At 66.6% G+C, this 20,307-nt stretch carries 19 protein-coding genes; 13 read left to right on the top strand and 6 right to left on the bottom strand.

From position 1 onward, the window contains the following. The first annotated feature begins 152 nt into the window (after positions 1–152). The 11 genes from PS467_RS41775 (at position 153) to PS467_RS41725 (ending at position 13,793) form a co-directional block, all read left to right on the top strand. Positions 153–1,211, top strand: a complete 1,059-nt coding sequence (locus PS467_RS41775; protein WP_311039713.1) for a TniQ family protein — start codon at positions 153–155, stop codon at positions 1,209–1,211. A gap of 112 nt (positions 1,212–1,323) precedes the next feature. Continuing rightward, positions 1,324–2,082 carry a TnsA-like heteromeric transposase endonuclease subunit gene (locus PS467_RS41770; protein ID WP_311039712.1) on the top strand — a complete coding sequence of 253 codons (759 nt, stop codon included), beginning with the start codon at positions 1,324–1,326 and terminating at the stop codon, positions 2,080–2,082. 18 nt (positions 2,083–2,100) lie between these two features. After that, positions 2,101–4,464: a transposase gene (locus PS467_RS41765; RefSeq protein WP_311039711.1), complete on the top strand. Its 2,364-nt coding sequence runs from the start codon at positions 2,101–2,103 to the stop codon at positions 4,462–4,464. Between the two features lie 115 nt (positions 4,465–4,579). Then, on the top strand, positions 4,580–5,710 hold the full coding sequence (locus PS467_RS41760) for an AAA family ATPase (protein WP_311039710.1): 1,131 nt from the start codon (positions 4,580–4,582) through the stop codon (positions 5,708–5,710). A gap of 155 nt (positions 5,711–5,865) precedes the next feature. Beyond that, positions 5,866–6,534 carry a PDDEXK family nuclease gene (locus PS467_RS41755; protein WP_311039709.1) on the top strand — a complete coding sequence of 223 codons (669 nt, stop codon included), beginning with the start codon at positions 5,866–5,868 and terminating at the stop codon, positions 6,532–6,534. A gap of 217 nt (positions 6,535–6,751) precedes the next feature. Further along, positions 6,752–8,320 (top strand): hypothetical protein, encoded by a 1,569-nt coding sequence (locus PS467_RS41750; RefSeq protein ID WP_311039708.1) that lies wholly within the window; start codon positions 6,752–6,754, stop codon positions 8,318–8,320. A gap of 315 nt (positions 8,321–8,635) precedes the next feature. Next, a complete protein-coding gene (locus PS467_RS41745) occupies positions 8,636–9,154 on the top strand; it encodes a Pycsar system effector family protein (RefSeq protein ID WP_311039707.1) in 519 nt (172 codons plus the stop codon). 46 nt (positions 9,155–9,200) lie between these two features. Next, positions 9,201–9,860, top strand: coding sequence for a Crp/Fnr family transcriptional regulator (locus tag PS467_RS41740; protein WP_311039706.1), 660 nt, complete (start codon positions 9,201–9,203; stop codon positions 9,858–9,860). A gap of 103 nt (positions 9,861–9,963) precedes the next feature. Next, positions 9,964–10,776 carry a hypothetical protein gene (locus PS467_RS41735; RefSeq protein WP_311039705.1) on the top strand — a complete coding sequence of 271 codons (813 nt, stop codon included), beginning with the start codon at positions 9,964–9,966 and terminating at the stop codon, positions 10,774–10,776. Between the two features lie 57 nt (positions 10,777–10,833). Then, positions 10,834–13,098, top strand: coding sequence for a hypothetical protein (locus PS467_RS41730; RefSeq protein WP_311039704.1), 2,265 nt, complete (start codon positions 10,834–10,836; stop codon positions 13,096–13,098). Then, positions 13,095–13,793 (top strand): hypothetical protein, encoded by a 699-nt coding sequence (locus tag PS467_RS41725; RefSeq protein ID WP_311039703.1) that lies wholly within the window; start codon positions 13,095–13,097, stop codon positions 13,791–13,793. The genes PS467_RS41730 and PS467_RS41725 overlap by 4 nt, the downstream gene beginning before the upstream one ends. Before the next feature lie 732 nt (positions 13,794–14,525). Here the strand turns inward: PS467_RS41725 and PS467_RS41720 are convergent. From PS467_RS41720 to PS467_RS41695, 6 genes are all read right to left on the bottom strand, one after another. Continuing rightward, positions 14,526–14,840, bottom strand: coding sequence for a WD40 repeat domain-containing protein (locus tag PS467_RS41720; protein WP_349256495.1), 315 nt, complete (start codon positions 14,838–14,840; stop codon positions 14,526–14,528). Positions 14,841–15,068: 228 nt separating this feature from the next. Beyond that, the gene (locus tag PS467_RS41715; protein ID WP_311039701.1) at positions 15,069–15,902 is read right to left on the bottom strand and encodes an ATP-dependent nuclease; all 834 of its coding nucleotides are present in this window, start codon (positions 15,900–15,902) and stop codon (positions 15,069–15,071) included. Continuing rightward, positions 15,848–16,354 carry an AAA family ATPase gene (locus tag PS467_RS41710; RefSeq protein ID WP_311039700.1) on the bottom strand — a complete coding sequence of 169 codons (507 nt, stop codon included), beginning with the start codon at positions 16,352–16,354 and terminating at the stop codon, positions 15,848–15,850. Before PS467_RS41710 ends, PS467_RS41715 begins: the two co-directional genes overlap by 55 nt. A 376-nt stretch (positions 16,355–16,730) precedes the next feature. Further along, a complete protein-coding gene (locus tag PS467_RS41705) occupies positions 16,731–17,120 on the bottom strand; it encodes a hypothetical protein (RefSeq protein ID WP_311039699.1) in 390 nt (129 codons plus the stop codon). Between the two features lie 83 nt (positions 17,121–17,203). Further along, positions 17,204–17,488 carry a hypothetical protein gene (locus PS467_RS41700; RefSeq protein ID WP_311039698.1) on the bottom strand — a complete coding sequence of 95 codons (285 nt, stop codon included), beginning with the start codon at positions 17,486–17,488 and terminating at the stop codon, positions 17,204–17,206. Between the two features lie 41 nt (positions 17,489–17,529). Further along, positions 17,530–17,904 carry a hypothetical protein gene (locus tag PS467_RS41695; RefSeq protein WP_311039697.1) on the bottom strand — a complete coding sequence of 125 codons (375 nt, stop codon included), beginning with the start codon at positions 17,902–17,904 and terminating at the stop codon, positions 17,530–17,532. 415 nt (positions 17,905–18,319) lie between these two features. Here PS467_RS41695 and PS467_RS41690 point away from each other — a divergent pair, with 415 nt between their 5' ends. Both PS467_RS41690 and PS467_RS41685 read left to right on the top strand, forming a co-directional pair. After that, positions 18,320–18,562 carry a hypothetical protein gene (locus PS467_RS41690; RefSeq protein WP_311039696.1) on the top strand — a complete coding sequence of 81 codons (243 nt, stop codon included), beginning with the start codon at positions 18,320–18,322 and terminating at the stop codon, positions 18,560–18,562. Positions 18,563–18,671: 109 nt separating this feature from the next. After that, positions 18,672–19,463, top strand: coding sequence for a DUF8608 domain-containing protein (locus PS467_RS41685; RefSeq protein ID WP_311039695.1), 792 nt, complete (start codon positions 18,672–18,674; stop codon positions 19,461–19,463). Positions 19,464–20,307: the final 844 nt, after the last annotated feature.

Raw genomic sequence — 20,307 nt, 5'->3', positions numbered from 1 at the left:
CGGATTTCATCCCTTCGAGTGAAGCGACGGCTCTTGCCGGGGCGGAATGGCTGAGCCAGCGGGACGCTGAACTCTCGTGGTGCCCCAGGGCCTTCTCCATTTCGTGCGAGTGCTGGGGCCAGGAAGGCGACGAGTTCGCGGGAGGTGTCGCGTTGGGTGACAGGCCTTCGTTACGCGGGTTGTACGGTCCTAGGCAGCCGCTTCCGGTTTTCGTCGAGCCGCTCAGCGGTGAGTCAACAGGTTCCTTCGTCAACCGCTTGGCGCACGGGCAGGGCCTGCACCTGGATGAGCTGCTCACGCGGGTGGGATTCGGACAAGCCTCCCGTGACCCACAGCGTGTGCGGGCCTATCCACAGGTCACCGAGATGTACGTGAACCCGTTGGGACTTCGGTATCTGGCCACGCTGTGCGGGCTTTCCGTGCAGACATTGCAAGAGGCGCTGCCGAGCCTGGCGCAGCGGCATCTGCTGCCCGAGGGGGAGGAAGCGGTCTGGAAGTGGCCGTGGACGCCGAGGGAGGGGCATCTCGTTCCGTTGTGCTCCGGGTGCGGGCTCTCGCGCGGAGTGACGGAGACGGTGTGGATGATCTCTCCAGGTCGTTGGCGGATGTGCGCCCATCATCTGGAATGGACAGATGACCACCGCAGCAGCGAGCCCGTGACGGTCTCACTGGAGAAGCTTCCGGAGACGGTATCGGCGCAGCAGCAGTGGGAAACACTGCGGCAGCAATTCGGTGCTGTGGGTGGGCAGTTGTTCGCGGACGCTTTCCAGGTCGCTGTGTATTGCTGGACGTGTCTGCCGGATGCCGATCGCTGGGTGCAGCGAGCGTGGAGTGTGGAGCTGGAGGCATTCAGCGTGCGTGCTGCCCCATTGGTGGTTCTGCCCGAGGCTGCGCAGTTGGCCAAACGGATGCTGGACTTCGAGCGGCTCGGTAAACGGGGCCGCTCCGCGCGGGAGAAGTGGCTGGCGGGCGTGCGGCACGACATGGCCGCATGGGGCGTGGACGCCGACGTGGGCATCGAGCCGTTACGCCACTGGCTGAGCCACCACCGCGAGCAGTCGGCTCAGCTTGACCCGCAGAACAGTCACGCCGAACATGCTGCCCCGGTGCGGCTGCCCGGCAGCCACGAGCGCCACGCCCAACCGGTTTGGGACCTGGGTGAGTTCTCTTGCCTGCCCTGGCAACTGGGGCAGTCGGCATGCGAGATGTGACGCCCTGCGGCAGGGCACTGTGGCCTGCAGACGAGGCCCACGCAGGAGATGTCGAGGCCGACGGAGGTGTTGGTATGTGGGGCGGCACGGTGTCACGACAGGGGCGGCCGGGATGAGCACGCTGGTAGGCCTTGGCGACCTGCTGGAAGACGAGGTGGTGCCGAGCGCAGGGCAGGACATCGTGGCCTTGTACCGCGAGCCGTACGGGCCGGTGCACTCCTGCAGCGCGGCCGGGCTTCGAGGGATGGCGCTGGAGGAGTTCGGGCCGGTGAGCGAGCCGGTGCCCTACCGGGGTCGCAGGGGCATCATCACCTACTGGCCGGTGGCGACCCGGGAGCAGACGGTGGTGTGCGGCAGCCTGCGGCAGTGGCGGCTGGCGCTGGAGCTGGACTTCGAGCCTGCCTGGGTGGCGTTCAGTGCCAGCCCGGTGGAGCTGCGGTGGCGGGCGGGAGGCCGGAGGCGCCGCTGGTGCCCGGATTTCGTGGCGCGCACGGCCGATGGCGCGCGTGAGGTGCTGGTACTGAAGCCGCCCGGCAAGGAGAGCCTGCCGGCAGTGAGGCTTGAGGTACTGCAGGTAGTGGCGCGGGCGGCTGGGTGGCGGGTGCGTCAGGTGAGCGAGCCGTCGGGCCTGCGCGGGCGGAATCTGGGATGGCTGGCCGGCTACCGGTTCCCGGCGGGCGACGAGGACGGGCGGGGGCGGGCGCTGCTGGAGACGTTCAGGGAGCCGACGGGCCTGCGGGCAGGGGTGGCGGCGAGCGGGCTGGATGAGCTGACGGGTTTGGACCTCGCCTACCGGATGCTCTGGCAGCGGCGGCTGCTGTTCGACTTCGCGCAGCCGCTGCTGCCCGACGCCGTGGCCTGGACGGCCTGAAGGACAAGAAGGGGGCGCATGGTGGGAACACGTGGGGGCCGGCCTTCGGCGTCGCTGTGCATCGGGGGGCGGGTGCGCTGGCAGGCGCGCGAGTGGGAGGTCGTGGCCTGGCAGGGGCCACAGGTCACTCTGGTGCCGCGGGATGGCGGCGAGGGCCCCCTGGCGGTGTCGTACCGGTGGCTGGTGAGCGGGGAAGACTTCGCTGTCCTAGACACCGGCGAGGCGCCGACAGCGGTCGGTGCCGCCCTGCGCGGGTGGGGGCGGCAGGAGGGCCGGGAGGAGGAGGCAGCGCTGTGGCAGGCGCGCATGGTGGAGATCGACACCGGTCTGGCACCGGGCCGAAGCGAGCACGAGCAGGGGTTCGGGCCGGAGACGACGCTGGCCCAGCGGTGTGCCGCGATGTCGGCACGCCTGGCCGCCGACGGCATCCGCTGCTCCGCCCACACGCTCGCCGACAAGCGGCGCAAGTGGAAAGCGGCCGGAGAGAACCCTGCCGTCCTGCTGCCCGGGACTCGGGACAAACGGCCGGGGGGCTTCACGGACCCGCGGTGCCTGACCGCCATGCAGGAGGTAGTGGCCCAGCGCGCACGCGCGTCGGACGTGACCATTGATCTGATCCGCGAGGAGGTGGAGGACCTCCTGCGCTCGCGGTACGCGGCGGAACTTGAGGACCCGGCTGCCGCGGCGGCCCTGCTGCCCTCCCGCTCCACCTTCTACCTGCGGATGAAGGAGTCCGGCCTGGCCGAGGTCCTGGCCGGGCCGACACGGGCCCGCGCCGCCCTGGCCTCCACCCCGCCCCTCCCCCACGGCGGGCGCGAGGCCGTCCTGCGCCCGGGACAGGTGACCCAGACCGACACCACGCCCCTGCGGATCCTGGCTCGCGGCGACGACGGCCGGCCCACCGCCACGGAGATGACCAGTCTGATCGACGTGGCCAACCACAGCGTGTGCGCCCTGATGATCACCCCCAGCCATGCCGGGGACACTGAGAGCGGACGGGTGGGCCGGGCGACCCGGGCGATCGACCTGACCCTGATGCTGGCGCAAGCCTTCGCCCCCTGGCCGGTGATGCCCGGCTGGGACCCGCTGAGCGCGGCTGCCGCCTCCAGCCTGCCGTTCGGGGCGCTGCGGGCGGCGGACGAGCGGTTCACCGAAGCCACGGCCGCCCGCCCGGTCATCCACCCTGAGCTGATCATCTATGATCAGGGCAGCCCGTATGTGAGCGAGCACTTCAAGGAAGTCTGCGACCGGCTGCGTATCGCCCGCCGCCCGGCGCGCAAGAGGACCCCGACGGACAAGCCGCTCGCCGAGAGCTTCTTCATCACCCTCGCGCATCGCTTCAGCCAGTACGTGCGGCATGGCTGGCAGGGCCGGAGCCACAAAAAACGGGGCCGTGACATCGAGCGGATGCCGCTGTACACGATTGCCGAGCTCCAGCAGATGGCCCAGGAGTGGGTGGCTCTGGAGTACCAGCGGACCCCTGATGCGGGGCTGCGTGACCCCTTCCGTCCAGGCATCGTGCTGTCCCCCAACGACATGTACACCGTGCAGGTCGCCCGCAGTGGCTACCGGCCCGTGCCGCTCTCACCCGCCCAGAACCGCTTCTTCCTACTGCCTCGGTGGGTCACCCCCGGCAAGGGCGGCTTCATGATCGACTACCGGACCTATCAGCCTGTCGCGCAGGACGCCGGACACTACCGCGAGATCCTCCTGCGCGGCGGTTCGAAGCTGCCCGGCAGCAAGGATCAGTGGGAATGCCGCTTCGATCCCTACCACCCCGAGCGGGTGTGGCTGTATGACCACACGGCGGGCACCTGGGTGACCTGCGACTTCCGGCTGCGGCACCTGCTCACCGACCCGTGGACCGCGGACATGTGGCAGGAGCACGCCGAGCGGCACCGTGCGGCCGGCGGCAGCGAGGAGGACGAGGAGGCTATCGCCCTGTCCCTGGCACAGCGTGACCGCAGACGACGCAGTCGCAGACCGCCGCCGAAGCGCACCGGCACCGAACCGCCCTTCCAGGGGCTGGAGTTGGAGACCGAACAGCCGTCCCAGGACCCCTACGCGGATCTGGAGGAGTTCGACCTGTCGACGCTGCGGCCCTACCCGGCGCAGCCCATCTCTCCTCTGGCTCCTCCGCCCGTACCCGCCCCGCCGGCGCTGCCCGCAGGCACGGGCGGCACGGAGCCGTCGGACAGCGGGCAGGCTCCGCATCCGTTGGCAGCGCTCTTCCCCGACGACGGCGATGGCAGCGCGTTGGACGCCTCCGCGGCCGGAACACCGGCAGCTGCCTACGAGGTCGTCCAGGCGGAACTCCTCGACGACCTCGATCCGGACGGTGATGACGGTGCCGAGGACGAGGGCGACGTATGGGAGATGTAGGCGACCGGTGACAGGGGCCGTGAACCATGCAGCCGCAGGCCGCCCCGGGGCCGACAGGTTTCCCTGCCCGGAGCCGGTCTGCCGGTGTGAGCCAGGACCGTGACGAGAAAGAAGCATGATGAAGGCAACCATCGAACTGCGTGCCAAACGTAAGGCCCGCCTGCGCCAGCAGCTGAAAGAAACCCCGATGCGGCCCCTGCCGCTGTTCCAGCTCACCGGCTGGACCCACTTCGTCGACGAGAAAGTGGAGCCGCCCGTCCTGTCGGCGGGCAGCAGTCCCACTGAGGACAGGAAGAAAGACGAACAGGCCATCGCCTACCACCGACATCTGCGGATGGTGTCCACCGACGCGACGACCCACATGCAGGAGACGGTCGTCGAGGCGGTCCACCGCAACAGCGGGTGCCGTGACGGGCTGATGGACCAAGTCATCGACGGCCCCCCGGGCACCGGCAAGACCTGCCTGCTGCGGGCGATGGGACGCACCGCACAAAAGGAGATCGAAGCCGTCACGAACGGCAGGCAGCAGAACACGATCCCGGTGGTGCACATCACCACCCCCGCGGACCCGGAGCCGAAGGTGAACTGGATCTGGGAGATCGGCTCCTACCTGGGTCTCAACCCCGAGCCGAAAAACCTCCAGGAAGTCCTCGAGATGCGCAAGCACCAGGACGTGACCCTGCCGGTCAACTACGTCCTGGAGACAGCACAGACCCGTCTGCTGCTCATCGACGACATCAACCGCGCCTCGCCACAGCACCTGGCGAACGTGCTGCCCTACTTCGAGTATCTGCGCGACAAGCTGGGCATCTCCATCGTCTTCTGCGGCACCGGCGCCAGCCACCGCCTGCACCAGGCCCGCATCCTGGCCGGAGACCTGACCCGGGTCACCGAGGAGAACCGGGTACGGCTCGAACAGGCGGGACGGCCGGCCGAACCCGTCTCGCCCTCCCCCACCGCGCTGCTCCCGGTGACCTGGCTGCACCCTCTCCCCTTGGGCACCAAGACCGAGGAACAGAAGATGTTCCGGCGCGTCCTGGCAAGCTTCGAGGCCGACCTGAGCCTGTACCGGCTCGAGGAAAACGCCCTGAGCCAGCACGCCGCCGAACTACACCGGCGCACCGGCGGCTACTTCAAAGCCCTCACCTACGTCATCTCCACCGCCGCCGTCATCGCGATCCGCAGCGGCAGCGAGAACATCACCATGAAAGAAATCGACGCCGCCACCGCCCAGCTCGGCACCTGAAACGAACCGCAGGTCCACAGCAGGCGGCCGGGCGGGCGCTCACACCCGTGGCCCCTGCGCGGCGAGAGCACACCCGACGAGCGGGTCCGCCGGGCTTGCCTCGGCCTGCAACCGGCATAATCGGCACGCTCGTAACTCCAGGACAGGAGCCCGGTTTGATCAGCACTCCCGACAGCCCCGGCCCGTCTATGGACGCCGTCCCGACCCGCTACGGCGACACCACGTTCCGGTCCCGGCTCGAAGCCGACTGGGCCGCCACCCTCGACAACAACCACATCCGGTGGGCGTACGAACCCGAGACGATCACCCTGGGCTCCGGCACCCTCTACGTCCCCGACTTCTGGCTACCCGAACTCGGCACCTGGATCGAGGTCAAAGGCCCCGGCATACCGCGCACCGAGAAGACGAAAGAACTGGCCCACACCCGCACATGCCGATGCGAGACCGCCTGCACCTGCCGATGGCCCGGCGGCGAGTTCGTACTCATCGGCAGGCCGTCCCTGGCCTCCGACCGGACCGAGACCGGCCACCGCCCCCGCAGCGGATACGCGAACTGGGAGACTCCCTTCGGGCCCTCCACGTACTTTGTGACATGCCCAGCGTGCACACGGGCTCAGTGGACCACCCTGAAGCGCCCGTGGCGCTGCCGCGCATGCCGTGCATCGTTGGAGAGAGAGCAGGTACACCGGCCCGTCGACCGGTTCGTCAGGTTCATTGAGACCACTACCGGCGCGGGTTCCCTGTTTGCCATGCCCGACCTCGGTGAGCCTTTCACTGACGAGGAACTCGGTCTTACGGACAGTTCTGAGAACGACTTGCTGTGATCAGCACGCTTTCGAGGAAGGGTCCGAGCAAGGCGGAGCAGATGTTCCAACGGGGCGCAGCGGTCCTTGTGCAGTGGATGGAGCGAGAGAGCGCGGACCGGGCCGGGCCCACGCGGTCACGGTACGAGATGTTCACCTGTGAGCACCGAGAATAGCCTGCTGGGCGACGTTCTCTGGGAATGTTTGGCCTGTGTGGTGACCGGCCGACAATGTCGATGTGAGCAATCCCCTGAGTCCGTCCTTCACCAGTTTGCTCGGCCGCCTGGACACGGATGGCGACAGCGCTGTCGTCGCCTCGTTGGCCGCCGTCCCTGCCCGGGATGGGACCTGGCACGTCGTCTATGGCAGCCTGCTGATCGGACCTGCACAGATGGCAGCCGTCTGCTGGCTGGACTGGCGTGCCGACAATGGCGACGGTTGGGCCCTGCGGCATCGCCACGCCCTTGCCCATTCTGGCGTGGAGCTAAGCCAATACAGCCGCTTCACCACCGTCGACGGCGATTGGCTCCTGGCCCGTGTCCCCCTGACCAGCGCTGGCGGTCCGCATGAACGGGCAGGCCAATGGATGGAGCAGCTGGTCACGACTGGTGTGCGCGTCAAAGACGCTCAGGGCGTGGAGCACACTGTGCGAGCGGAGCTGGCACCTGCCGATGCTCTCGCTCTGGCCAGTCGTTGGATGCGCACGGAGCTGCATCAGTTGACCCAGGCCGCCGCACGCCCGGTACACGGCTATCGCTTCCCCGTCGTGAACCCGCCCGCCCCCCTGCCGGACCTCCCAGACGTGTGGCCAGCGGGGTCCAGGCGCCTGGCAACCCCCCTGTCCACGCTGACCGGGTTCACTGCCCACAACGGCCAGGCACCCACACCTGCCGTCGCCGTCGCACGGCTTCGCCGAACGGCCTGGTTCTCGGATGTGAGAGTGGACGCTCTGGTACACGCAGACATCGTCCTCGACAGCGGCCGAACCAGCCCGGCAAGTCTGGAAGTGGATCTGGAGGAGTTCACCGATGACGGACTCGTCCAGGCGCGGCGGCTTCGTCTGTCCGATCTTGCGTTGTCCTCGCAGACAGCGGAGCGGATCACTGTTGTCCTGCCCACACTCGGTGCTGGACTTCGGCGCCAGCTGCGGCTGTACGATCGCGGCGGCCGTCTGCTTGACTCCCTCGATGCCTCATACTTCGTGGAGCGTGTCGTAGTGACGGCATCTACGCCGGAAGGCCTCACGAGGACAACCAGCGTGGGCTCATCGCCTGCACCAATCGATGCCGTCACTCGGCTGTCGTCCCTGGATATGGCCGAAGCCGAGTACACCCGCATGTTGGAGGAGGGGCTGGCCCACCGGATCGCCGACGACCCCGCTACGGCGCGGGACATTCTGCGAGACATGCTTGAGCAGGCCCGCAGCCAACTCCTCGTACTCGACCCCTATTTCGGGCACAAGGTCGATGATTGGGAGGTGCTGCGCCGCACCAGCGTCCCGGTCAGAGTCCTCACCGCACACAAGAAACGCGGCCAGAGGATCACTCCAGTCGCTTCCCCCGCCGCCAACCTCTACGGACACCTGCCAAGCTTGACGATCCGGTCGTGGGACCCTGGCACGCAGAAGGTTCCCTGGCACGACCGGGTCTACATCTGGGAACAGGGCGGTCTGAGCGTGGGCACTTCCCCGAGCGGTCTGGGCCGCCGCCAAGCCCGCATCGACCACATCAGCCCCACAGAAGCTGCAGCGTGGCACGTACGCTTCAACCGTTGGTGGAACGATACCCACTCGACCCACGTACTGTGAGCCACCTCTGTCGGACAGAGAAAAAGCGGCCCAGCAGCCCCTTGAGCAAGGCTTCACCCAGCATCACGAGCGTGCCCCGAGGCGTGTCCGGTCGGCGCGCTGCCAGCCTCAGCCGCTCATATACCGCACCTTCTGGGCCGACGGGCGGTTCCCCGTGGCGTCCTGTGCGTGCTTGTCACACTGAGCCTGCCTGACGACAAAAAGACGTGACGAACACTGCGCAACAAGTGCCACGTGGTGGGCACCCTGCGCCATGGGTTTCCAGGCATCGTGTCGGTCATCGCCATGCGGACGACGCTTCAGAAGGAGCTTCCGATGGATGACCGCGTAAGCGCCGTGACGACAACGATTCCTCAGCGCCAGACGGAGTGGCTAAGGGAGTACGCCACACGCGCCTTCACCGAGGTGCAGCGGGCTGACACGAAGGCGACGGCGCTGTGCGGCGTAGCGGGTGGCCTGCTGACCGTCGGTATCGCCGCCCTGCCCCACGCCAGCAGTCGATCTTGGGTCTTGGCGTTCTCGCTCGCGCTGACGTGTGCGCTGCTGGGAGCCGCCGTCGGCGCAGCTTTGTGGGTGATACGCCCAGTCGTACCTAGAACCGGTCTCCGCAGAGAGCTGGTCGGTGGAGTGGACGCTCAGAACCCCGAGACCTTCACGGCTGCTGTCGCGCAGGGACGCGGGGACGCGGAACGGTGCGTGGAGGCACGCCGACTGTGGGTGCTGGCCGCTCTGGCCGGAAGGAAGCTTCAGGGCGCCCGCATCGCGGTCGACCTCATATTGGCGGCTCTGATAGTGGCCGGAATGGGGCTATTGATCACCTATATCTCAGGTTGAGAACATTTCCTGATGGTGTTGGACGCCACAACATTTGGGGGGCGTTGTGTACCAGCCGCACATCAAGGTGATCGGTGACCAGTTGTGGACTGGCTTGCAAGATCTCGCGCCACCGCGGGTCCGGCCAGCCCGGAGTGTGCTGTTACGCCAGGGAGACCCCGGGACGCACGTCATTCTGCTCGCCTCGGGGTCAACTCTGATCACCCTGACCGGGGACAACGGAGAACGGACACTGCTTGCCGTGCGCGGTGCGGGAGAGTTGCTGGGCGAGTTGGCCGTCCTGGACTCTCAGCCGCGCACCGCGTCGGTCATCGCTGCTGAGCCCTGCCAGGTTCACATCATTCCAGCCAGCGTTTTCCTCAGCTTCGTGGAGGAGAACGATCTCCTCGCCCCGCTGTTGCGTCACGCGATCGCCCGGGTCCGGGAGGCAGAAACCGTCCGTCTTGAACTGGCCACGGCCTCGGTTCCCACTCGCTTGGCGTCGACTCTTGGCCGCCTGGTCGAGGCCGCTTCCGCCACCGCCTCAGAGCTTGCCGTGCGCCTGACTCAGACGGAGCTCTCCCAGATGATCGGTGCCTCCCGTAACGCTGTCGGAGCGGCGCTCAGGCCCTGGCGAGAGCACGGCTGGCTGGACACCACCTCCGGCGGAGGTCTCCTCATCCGTAACATCAGCGCCATTCAGTCCCACGCGCGCACCCAGAGGTGACAAGCGGCACCGTAGTGGTGCCCAGCAGTGGGCACCACCCGCCCTTCGGTCCGGTCAGCATGGTGCATCCATCTGACCGCTCCAGCTGAAAGGCAGGTGTCTCGTGGCATCTTCAACCTCCTCCAATTCCTTCGAAGTACCGCCGGAACGCGCCCTGCTCGTGATCGATATGAAGGGCTACAGTCGCATCCCTGAAGCGAAAATGACCCCTGCGCGTTCCGACCTGGACGACATCCTGACCACCGTGCTCGCCCATAACGCGCTCGAGGACCCGCGCCAGCACGATGGCACCTTCAAAGACACCGGCGACGGCGCGATCCTGGTATTCCCGGCGCGAGTACTTCCCCGGCTCGTAGACCCGCTGCTGAGTCAGCTCAACGGAGCTCTGATCCGCCACGAGCGGGTACGACCGGCCAGTGCGGCCACGATCCGCCTTCGGGCCAGTCTGCATGTAGGGCCGCTGTCGCTGCCCGACCACCGCGGCGACGCCATCAATGACGCTTGTCGGCTGATCGACAGCCAGGCAGCTCGGCAGGCCCTGTCGGCCGCTGCCGACAGCGGAGCTTTCCTGGGAACCGTCCTGTCCGAGACGACGTACCGCCGCACCGTACGCGCCGGGCGTACACCGCATGTCGGCCAGTCTCACTTCCTCGAGGCTGTCGCCCGTGTCAGTGACAAACCGGACTTCGAAGAGCCCTGCTGGCTTCATGTGCCGGGCCTGTCGGCACAGGCCCTGCGCCCGTACATCGACGACCTTCCAGCCTCGCATCCGCCCGCGGACAACTCGGAAGCCCCCAGCACGGGGAATGCCGCGTCGGCAGGTGGCGGCCCTTCGTTCCAGTTCCACGCGCCGCTCTACGACCCCACGGTCGCCGGAACCATCGAGAACCTGCGAATCGATCGCCGCCGGCGCTGACGCCGCTGACTCACCTGCTTCTCCTCCTTCCGTTCACGACACACTGGAGTGTCACGCATGTCCGACTCACAGTTCGACCCTGTCCGCCCTCAGCAATCCGCCCCCTACAGGCCAGGAACAAACGCCGAGCGCAACGGTTCCAACGGTTGGCTGCCCTGGCGGCGCCCGGGGCACGACGGCCCGGGCGAGGACACCAGCGAACCGGCCCCCTCCCCCGCGGCGCAGGGCTTCGGCGACCAGGGAGCAACGCCCGCGGAGCCGGTACCGGATGTCCTGGAAACGGCCGGTGCCCAGACCAACGTGCACGGTGACGTCGAAGTCGTCGCACACCGCATCGAACGCCTGATCATGGAAACACGTAAACAGGACCTGCTGGAGGGCGTCGAGCTCGACCGCGGCCAGCTCCTGAAGCAGCCGTTCGTGCGAGACCCCCAATGGGCTGCGGCGTGGGAACAATCGCTTGACCCCGCCACAGGCCGCTTGCTGCAACCTGTGCTCATCATCGTGGCACCTCGTTCGTTCGGCTCGACGACGTTCGCTCTGCGCCTTCTGGCGGAACACACCAGCAACGACACGAGGTTGCTGAAGCTGGATGCTGACTGGAGCGCCCCGAAAAGGGGGCGGCTGCCCCTGGAGAAGGCGCACGCTTTCCAGCTCGATCTCAAGGACCCGGGGAACGACCAGTTGTCGGCCGACTTCCTCGACGCGCTGTCCGCACACGCCGAGGACCTCCGGGACTGTGGCTCCTACCTGGTCTTAACCGTGGCACAGGAACTGTGGAACGATCACCGTCTCAGCAGCCGCGCCGGTATCCGTATCGTCCACCTTCACGCCGCGCCCGAGGCTCAGCAGGTGGTGGAAGCGCACCTGCACGCCAATGGTTACGCGCAACTTGTCACCGAGCTGCAGTCATTTCCCAAAGCGCAGGCGTCCTTGCGTGGGCTTACCGCAGTGGCCTCCGTACGGGCTGCCCGCACCGTGGTCATGGCCTGGCAAGAACACACCCGGGTGCACCAGTCCTCTTCCCAGGAACAGGTCCGCGCCGATGTCGAAGAACAGGTGAGTCTGGAGGACCGTATCACCGCCGCGCTCACGGACTGGCGAGAGGAACTCGACCGCCTCTTCGGCGAGGCAGCCGCCTTACACAGCGGCGACAATCCCTCTCTTCCGGTGGAGGACCGCTGTCTGCTGCTGGCTCTCGCGGTCCGGCAGTCCGTGTCCGTGCCCGATGTGGCCCGCAGCGCAGGAAAACTGCAGGAGATCATCGGACATACCCAGATGCAACCCGGCACAGGAGTCGCACTCGCGCCGGTCCCGAGTGCCTTCGCCGGCCGTGGGCTGCGGCGCCGCATCCATGACGTCGGCGCCGATGTCGACACCCAGGACAACGTGGTCTTCGATCGGCCCGCGTACGGCCGGGCCATCCTGGAGTACGTCTGGGACAACTACGACGTCATGCGTAAACCCCTGCTCACCTGGCTAATCGAATCGGCCGACAACACCGACCTCGAAGATCGGGCAGTCGAAGCCCTCGCCGACCTCACCATGCGCCACGGCACAGCCGACCATCTCAATGTCCTGGGCAGCATCGCCTGCCCTGGCAAGCCCGGTGTGCTCAGTGCGGTGATGGAAAGCGCCGTGCACAACGAGCACATCGGCCGACTGGCCTGGGCCACCCTCTACCGATGGGCGGGGCAGGACGAGTACGCACCGGCGGTAATATCCCTGTGCCGGCGCATCCTGGAAGAGGGGTCGGTCACCACTTCCACAGCGAAGATGGCAATGGTGCGCTTGCGCCGCATCGCTCACACCACCCGAGACGCCGCGACTCGCGACTCCGTCCTCACCGCCTTTGAGGACATCGCCCAAACGCCCGCCGGCGCAACGCGCCTTGTCACAGAGGTCAGGGACTGGCAGCAGGACAAAGCCTCCGCCAGAGGCGGCAGCCTCGCTTTCCTCGCCCTGATGTCCGCGGGCGGTGACAGCACACCCTGGCTCATGTCCGCAACCGCACCCGACATCGATGTGCAGCGTGCCGTGCAGGACCTCCTCAGCGCCCCGGACACAGCCACCGAGATCATCCCGCGCCTGACAGCCTGGGTCCGCGCTTGTGCCGACGATCCGGATGCCTATACACGGCTGCGTGACCGGCTTCTGCCGTCCCTGCGCGGCCACAAGATGTTCCAGGCAGGTATGGCCCTCATGCGGGAACTGGAAGGGATCTCCACCACCGACGGCATCAGCGTGGCCGACGACTTCTACCACCACCTCGTCGACACCCGTCTTCAAGCCGTCTTCCCACTCAAGGGGGACGTCACATGAGGTGGCCCTGGCAGCGCGCCGCCCGCACCAGTGCATGCCCCCAGCCTCGCCTCCTGCCCAGCGCAACCGCAGGCGTCTGCTTCGAGACCGTCTTCACCATCACCTGGCGTCCCCGAGGGCGCACCCGCCACAACCTCGAGGAAGCCGTCCGCACGCACATCCACGCCACAGCAACAGAGACAGCCGCCCACCTCGACGCTGGGGATCTCCCAGCCGCCCAAGACGCTATTAACGCCGCTCTCGCCCTACCCCGGCATCGCACCCAGCAGTACCGCCTGCTGTCCGCAAGGGCATCCCTGCGGCTATCGCCCGCAGCCAAGGAGCTCATCGCGCAGCGCCAGGCGGACGAGAACCGGATCCGACGCCTGCACTTCCTCAAAACCCACCTCTACAACCACCCCGACCTCGTCGTCCTGGACCGGCTCGAACATCAAGCCCCCGGCGCGCTGCACGACGAACATGTCGCCGAACTACAGCGCCTAGCCCGCCTGATCAAGGCCTGCGACCACTGGTGGTCCCCCCTACTTCAGCAGTGGGAGCAACTCGGCGAAGGCTTCAACGACGCGGAGAAACAGCAGCAGGCCATGCTCGCTCTCCTCGACTCACTCAAGACCCTCAACGGTGGCAGCCCACCCCCCGGCATCGCCACACCCGAGCCAGGCCAGCAGCGCACCTTCCGCGAGGCACACCCGTGAAACTCACCCTCTGGAGAGCCGTGCTCGCCCCCCTCACCAGCATGCGGGCCCTCCTCATCCAGCGCCGCAGCCAAAGCCCCCTTTCCTACGATGCCGCCTGGCGACAGGCCCGCATGTTCCGCTGCCCCGACGAAATGGTCTACCGGCTCCACGGCCACCAAACCACCTCCGCCAGTGACCCGCACAGCGCGCCCCTTCACCCCACGGACCCGTCCACCGCAGACCCCAACTGAACATCACCGAGCTCGATGCGACGCGCACACCCGCCCGGCCGAGAGCGTGCACTGCGTGAGCTGCATCAGGACCAACCAGCTCCGCCAGGTGAGGAGGGCGGCGTTCCTGCCAGGGCCGGCGCCCAGTTCGAGGACGCGTGGCCGAGTTCCAGCAAGAGGGGGTCGAGCATCTCCACCACGACCGACGGACAGGACAGCCTGCAGGAGGGCACGCCGTCGGTGATCGGGTGACGGCTGCGTCGTAGGGCCGGCCATATTCCTCGGCAGCCCACTGGGCGGGGTCGGTGCCGCGGCCGAGTGGCTTGGCCGCACCCGAGCGCGGCGGTGCGGCGAGGAGCGACCGCCTTCTACGCCGCGGGAGCTCGAGATCCGTGAGGTACAAGGGCTCTCGGTAGCGAGGTAGCCGAGCGGCTGGCTGCTCCTCAGTATGAACTCGGTGGCGCTCGCCAGCTTTCAGAGTCACCCGCTTCGCGGCGGTGTGACGGCCGGTCCGCTCATCTCACGATTTACATCCCGGGCTGGAAGGTTGACCTGCGAGATAGAGTGTTCGTTCGCTTCGCGTGACGGCCCTATGGACGGCTTCGCAGACCTTCCTGACTGCGGCGGCAGGGTCAGGTAGAAAGATATCCCACAACCGGATTGTCCTGTCGTCGCTGGTGCTGGCCAGAGTGTGACCGTCCGGGCTGAACGCCACCGAATTCACGTCGTCGGCGTGCCCGGTCAGCGTGGAGCGGAGCCCACCGGTCGCCACATCCCACAACCGGATATTCCCGCCCTCGTCTCCGCTGGCCAGAGTGCCGCCATTAGGACTGATCCCTGGGCCATCATGCCTGTGCCAAGAACCGGACTAAGGCTGTGTCAGCGAACCATCTACCCCTTCGGTGTCTGCAAGTCAGAGAGTTGTGTGAATCACCACCCGCAACGATGCAGGTGCCGCGAAAGACGGCTTTCGCCCTGCGCCGCTCCTCCTGCGGCAGCGCGGACAGGACGAGCTCGGCGAAGGCGGGCATCAGCAGTGCTTCGGCCAGGCCCTCGACGAGGATCACCCGGGTACCGAAGAGCATGGCGCTCTTGGTGATGTCGAGGTAGCGGTCGAGTTTGGCGGCTTCGTGTCTGGCGAAGGGAATCTTAGCCACCGAAACGGCGGCCGTGGTGAACGCGAAGCCTGCCGGTTTCTCTTCCGCTTCGGTGTCGGCGTCAGCGCTGGCGGGGGCGCCGTCCGCCTGGGCCGGGGCGTCTGCTGTCGTGGTCTGCGGGCGAGGGTGCGGCAGCGTCTGAGGACTACCAGGTCCTCGACCGTGGCGGCCGCGGCCAGCACCGGCGAATGGGTGGTGATGACGACCTGGATGCGTCCCAGGGACGCTCCCTCGGCGGGCGGCGGGGCCTGCTGAGAGCGCAGGGCCTGAGTCCGCAGACGGTCCAGCAGCAGAATCTGCAGCTTAGGATGGAGATGTGCCTCGGGCTCCTCGACCAGAAACAGTGTCAAATCCGCGTCCCGGGCGGCTTCCAGCTCGGCCAGCACGGTGGCGATGTACAACAGGTTGGCATAACCCAGACCAGAGCGTGCGATGTCTTCGACGGCCAGGCCCTCATCGCTCGTCCGGGTACGCAGCGCCCGGGCTATGGACACCAGCGTCAGGTCCGCGAACGACAGCCCCATATGCTGGGGATGCGCCCCGGCGGTCAGCAGCCCGAGCGGGCCGTTGATCCTCTTGCGGGCCGCTTTGATCTTCTCGTCCCCTTCCAGACTCCTGAAGTGGTCAGCCTGCTCCCGCTCGAAGTCCTTGATGGCCTCCTCCGCGCCCAGCTCTGCGGCGAGGATCAGCCGCAGCCGGTTTCCAGCACTGGAAGCCAGCTCCTGCTGGGCGTTGCACATCGGCGGCAGGTAGACGTGCCGGATAGCGCGGCGCGCCTCCGGCTCCGGATCATCCAGCAGTCGGCCCGCCGACCACACCGGACGCTGCGCCCGGGCGTCGGCAGCCGGCGCGTGAACTGCACGGTGTAGCGGGCGCAGTGGCCTTCCGGCAGGCCCGGTTCCTCTGCCGCGGGGACCAGGGCCTGCAGATGGGTGCCGGCCTCCGCAGGCGTCAGCCCTCCATAGACGGCGGTCAATTCCGCGCAGGCTTCCGCCCACGGATGGACATCCTCGGCCTCCCACCACCTGCTGCGCCGACCATCCAGCGGGTCGGTCAGCAGACGAAGCGCGTCGATGAAGTTCGACTTACCCGCGTTGTTCTCCCCCACTACCACCGTGACGCCCTGCCGCAGCGGAACGTCCATGTTCAACAGCGACTTGAAGCCCTTGGCCCTGACTCGCCCCAGATACAACTTCCACCCCTTATATTCCGGGCGGAAGACTACCGGCCCACTCGCGCCACGGCACGGGCTCCTGCTGAGGGCGATCCTGGCAACGGCAACGCCACCGGCCCAGAGCGACAGCAAGGACCGCTCTCACGGGGAGCGAGCGGCATCCCCACGGATATGAAATCCCGCGACGATCACTACATTCCGAAACAATCACTGAACTCGCAGTTCAGCACCTGCCTCAACTCCCCCTATGAAAAACCCCTGCTCATGACAACGCCACACCACGGCCAAAATCCTGAAACGAACTCGGCATGATGTGGGCATAAAGGGTCGGTGGCTGTTGGGGACCCGGAGCGTCACGCTCTCGGCCGCGACTGGACTCAGCGGGCCGGTGTGCCTACTTCGCGTTCAGGTTTCGGGCTACTGAGGTGATCACGCCCTTATCGTTGAGTTGTCCCGCCAACGCTCCGAGGGCTGCACCCTGAACGACCGGTGTCCAGCGCCCCAGGAGCTCCATCAGCGCCGGTACACTTTCGGCATACACCGTCTCGTAGTACGAGCTGGTGGAGACGTTGACAATGAACAGCAGCTCCGACCCCGCCTTGTCACTGCGGTAGATCTCCAGAGCGAGAGGGGTCGCGTCCTGCTGGGGAAACTTGGCCCAAGACGAGTAGCCCGCTGCCTTCACCTCGGCTTCCCAGTCGTCCAGATGCCGGTGTGATACGAGCGGATCCTCCGCCTGCCGCCATTCGCCATTCGTAGTGAACACCCAGATCTTGTTGTCCATACCACCACCCTGCCCTAAGTCCCAGGCTGGCGTGGCCTGTTCAGGCATCACCTCCGGGGCCATGGGCTCCTGACAGCGCAGAGTCATTCATCATCTTCAGCAGGCACGTCGGAACTGTCACACATCGCGTCGCAGAAGGCTTCCTCGTCGTACCCGACGTTGACGCACTCCGAATCGAACAGGTCGTCGTCCGGATCGATGTTCTCGGATGATGGCATCAGCTTGGCCAGAGACTGCCGTACGCCGGTCAGCAACTCGAGGTCGTCCAGCCAGACGCCGGATTCGAGAGCAAGCCGCGAGCTCCTGGTTCCGTTGGTACTGCCCAGCCCCAGCTGGCTGACCCACCAGGCACGAAAGGCGCCGGACAAAATCCGGCGCCGATTCGAACGTAGGATCAGCCCGCTACTGGCTACTGCTTGTCGTGATGGTTGCCGAGAAGGACGTGGATCACGGGCAGGATCCCGATCACCAGCGCCAGGGCCCAGATGCCCTGCCAGGGCATCTGCAGGTCCACAGACAGCTTCAGCACGACGAAGGGGCCAGCCACCGAGCCGGTGATTCCCAGGACACGGGTCGACGCGTTGATCATCTGTCCGGTATTATGGCCCGGGACACGCATACCGGCCTTGAGCTTCGCCTTGGACACTTCGATGTCCACCCGCGCTTCGCTGCTGGGCGCTTCCTCCTGGTCGACGGAGGTCGTCCAGATCTGCACCTCGGCCTGCGGCGACGGCTGCTCGCCGTCAATTGCCGGAAGGGTGGCCGGTGCATTGGTCTCGATCATTAGGGCTGGGTCCTCCAAGCTGCGGCGATCGAACCCCGCACCGCGAACCGGCGCGCGACTCAGCTCGATCACTCACTCCCAGCCAGCTGCTCGCCCCTACGAGTCGTAGAGGGCCGAGCAACGGGCTCTCCAAAGACGCCCGTTGAACCGCTGGCATAGGAGATTTGGCATGGTGGACCCCTCTGATCGACTGCACTCCACGGCAATCGCCGCAGCCCCAGAATACACGACGGCAGACCTACAGCGCACCGCCAAGTCACCAGATTGGTGCTGCATGCTGTGTCCAGCAGAACTTGGGAGCACCTGATCGGCCACATCCACACACCAAATTGGTGCCACCCAGGTGCGGAGATGTCATGATGGGAGACCGGCATCAAAGCAGGTGCCTCCCCCGACCTGAATGAGGCTGAGAGACATGGCCCGAGAAGCGGACAATCTTCACGCCGTACGCACGGAGAACGAGCGCTTCACCGTCACCCTCATCCCGGTGGCCGCCCAGGCGGTCACCGCACTCATGAGGATCACCGGACTATCCAAGACCGACACCATCAACCGGGCCGTACAGGTCTACGCCTTCCTCGCCCAGCAGATGGCCAACGGAAAAGAGGTCCTCCTGCGAGACGAGAACGGCAACACCGAACGCGTCCACATCGTCTGATTTGTACCATCCCACAGCCTCATACCAGCCGTACTCCCTTTTACGGCGTGTACGTTCCACAGGCCTGTCCCCACCCAGCAACTCCTCCAGACACCGTCAGGAGCCGGTCATGGAAGTCGAAGTTCTGAAAACCCTCGCGCGGGGCTGGACAGACGACACCTGGCCTATGATCCCCTGCCCTTCCTGCTTCCGCGGAGAGCTCGGCCCCGACGATCAGCACCCTCTCGCACGGGAGGAAAGCTGGGAGAGCAGAGACTGGCGCAAGCATGACTTCTGGGAACCCGAATGGATCCATGGCCAGTTCCATGGGGCACTGGTCTGCGGCCGCGCGCAGTGCCGTGAGTACGTCGTGGTTACCGGCGACTGGAAACTGATCGAGCAGCGAGATGACGAAAACCGCTGGGACGGGGACAGCTTCTACCCGCTCTTCACACCACGCTTCTTCCTTCCCGCCCTCAAGCTCCTCCCTACCGCGCCGCGCCTTGAGATACCCGCTCCGATCGAGGAACGACTGCAGGCGGCCTCCACTGTCCTGTGGGCGGACCCGAGCTCAGCCGGTAACCGGGTACGAGCAGCAGCCGAAGCACTCCTGGACGATCAGAACATCCCCCGCACTGCGACAACAGCCAAAGGCAAGACACAGCGGTTCACGGCCCACGACCGCATCGTGAAGTTCCGTACCGTCGGCCATCCGGAAGAAGCCGACCTGCTCGAAGCGGTGAAGTGGATAGGCAACGACGCCAGCCACGAGGACTCTTTGTCCGTCGCTGATGTCCTCGACGGGGTCGATCTCCTGGAACACGCCCTGAGGCTGCTCTACGACACCCGGCCAGCCACGCTGAAAGAGCGCGCCTCACGCATCAACCAGCAGCGCGGAACCCGCCCACCCGCAGACCAGTGACAACCTCTAACCAGCTCTCACCGGCCAACAGCCCATAGCGTGCACGAGAGCAGGCAACCCCTGGGATGCAGTCTTCCTCCGGCGTAAGACCTCAGCGCTACCCTCCACGCGCGGACTGGAACTTCGACGCCCCCTACTTCTGCTGCCCCCTGCACCAGGCAGGAGGCGCTGGGCTCCCCCGGTCTGCGGGAGTGTCGGGAGATGACGAAACCTGACCATCACCCGACCTCATGATGACTGTCTCCTTCGCTCGGCCTGCGCACTCCGCCTGAGGAAGAGAGAGTGCCGCCCGGTGCCGGCATTTGCCAGGAGCCGGAGCCTTCAGACCGCGAAGGAGCGGGACACGGACACTGTCTGGGGGGGTGGGGTTGTCCAGCACCAGCGTACCCACGCCGCCCGACGCTTTGCGGCCCTGTTTGGCAGCGCGCAGCCGGGCGAGCCGAGGATGACACTACCGAACCCCAGCATCAGGTCGAGAAAACGGCGCCCATCCGCATCCCAAAGGTGCGCACCTTTCGCACGTCGGGCCCGATATGGCGCCGGCACCCGCCGACGCTGGATCGCTGGGAGGGGCACGCCTGCGGGCGCGCCACCTAAGGAAGTGCGAACAGCCCCAGCCTGCGAAGCGACCTTGGGGACCGGCGTATGGAGGCGCTTCCGGGGCCACGAGGTGCACGGCAGTGTCAGTGGGCGACGGGACGATAAGAGCGACGCAACAGTCCGGGGGAAGGTCGCAGCATCGCTGGGTCACTGTTGCGTAGTGCAGTCGCGGGCCAGCGGGCTTCCGGCGCGAGTGCCTTCATCGACCGCGCTGGTGTTGCTCCGCTGTGTCTGCCAGGTCCGT

Origin of the sequence: Streptomyces luomodiensis, from assembly GCF_031679605.1 — a bacterium.
Classification (GTDB): domain Bacteria; phylum Actinomycetota; class Actinomycetes; order Streptomycetales; family Streptomycetaceae; genus Streptomyces; species Streptomyces luomodiensis.
The sequence above is the reverse complement of the archived record's forward strand: the minus strand, read 5'-3'. Positions and strand labels throughout refer to the sequence as shown.

Excerpts from the sequence above, each read along its gene's own strand:
- PS467_RS41770 (WP_311039712.1), top strand. The coding sequence starts at position 1,324 with ATGAGCACGCTGGTAGGCCTTGGCGACCTGCTGGAAGACGAGGTGGTG.
- PS467_RS41765 (WP_311039711.1), top strand. The coding sequence starts at position 2,101 with ATGGTGGGAACACGTGGGGGCCGGCCTTCGGCGTCGCTGTGCATCGGG.
- PS467_RS41760 (WP_311039710.1), top strand. The coding sequence starts at position 4,580 with ATGATGAAGGCAACCATCGAACTGCGTGCCAAACGTAAGGCCCGCCTG.
- PS467_RS41745 (WP_311039707.1), top strand. The coding sequence starts at position 8,636 with ATGGATGACCGCGTAAGCGCCGTGACGACAACGATTCCTCAGCGCCAG.
- PS467_RS41730 (WP_311039704.1), top strand. The coding sequence starts at position 10,834 with ATGTCCGACTCACAGTTCGACCCTGTCCGCCCTCAGCAATCCGCCCCC.
- PS467_RS41725 (WP_311039703.1), top strand. The coding sequence starts at position 13,095 with ATGAGGTGGCCCTGGCAGCGCGCCGCCCGCACCAGTGCATGCCCCCAG.
- PS467_RS41715 (WP_311039701.1), bottom strand. The coding sequence starts at position 15,902 with ATGTGCAACGCCCAGCAGGAGCTGGCTTCCAGTGCTGGAAACCGGCTG.
- PS467_RS41705 (WP_311039699.1), bottom strand. The coding sequence starts at position 17,120 with ATGGACAACAAGATCTGGGTGTTCACTACGAATGGCGAATGGCGGCAG.
- PS467_RS41695 (WP_311039697.1), bottom strand. The coding sequence starts at position 17,904 with ATGATCGAGACCAATGCACCGGCCACCCTTCCGGCAATTGACGGCGAG.
- PS467_RS41690 (WP_311039696.1), top strand. The coding sequence starts at position 18,320 with ATGGCCCGAGAAGCGGACAATCTTCACGCCGTACGCACGGAGAACGAG.
- PS467_RS41685 (WP_311039695.1), top strand. The coding sequence starts at position 18,672 with ATGGAAGTCGAAGTTCTGAAAACCCTCGCGCGGGGCTGGACAGACGAC.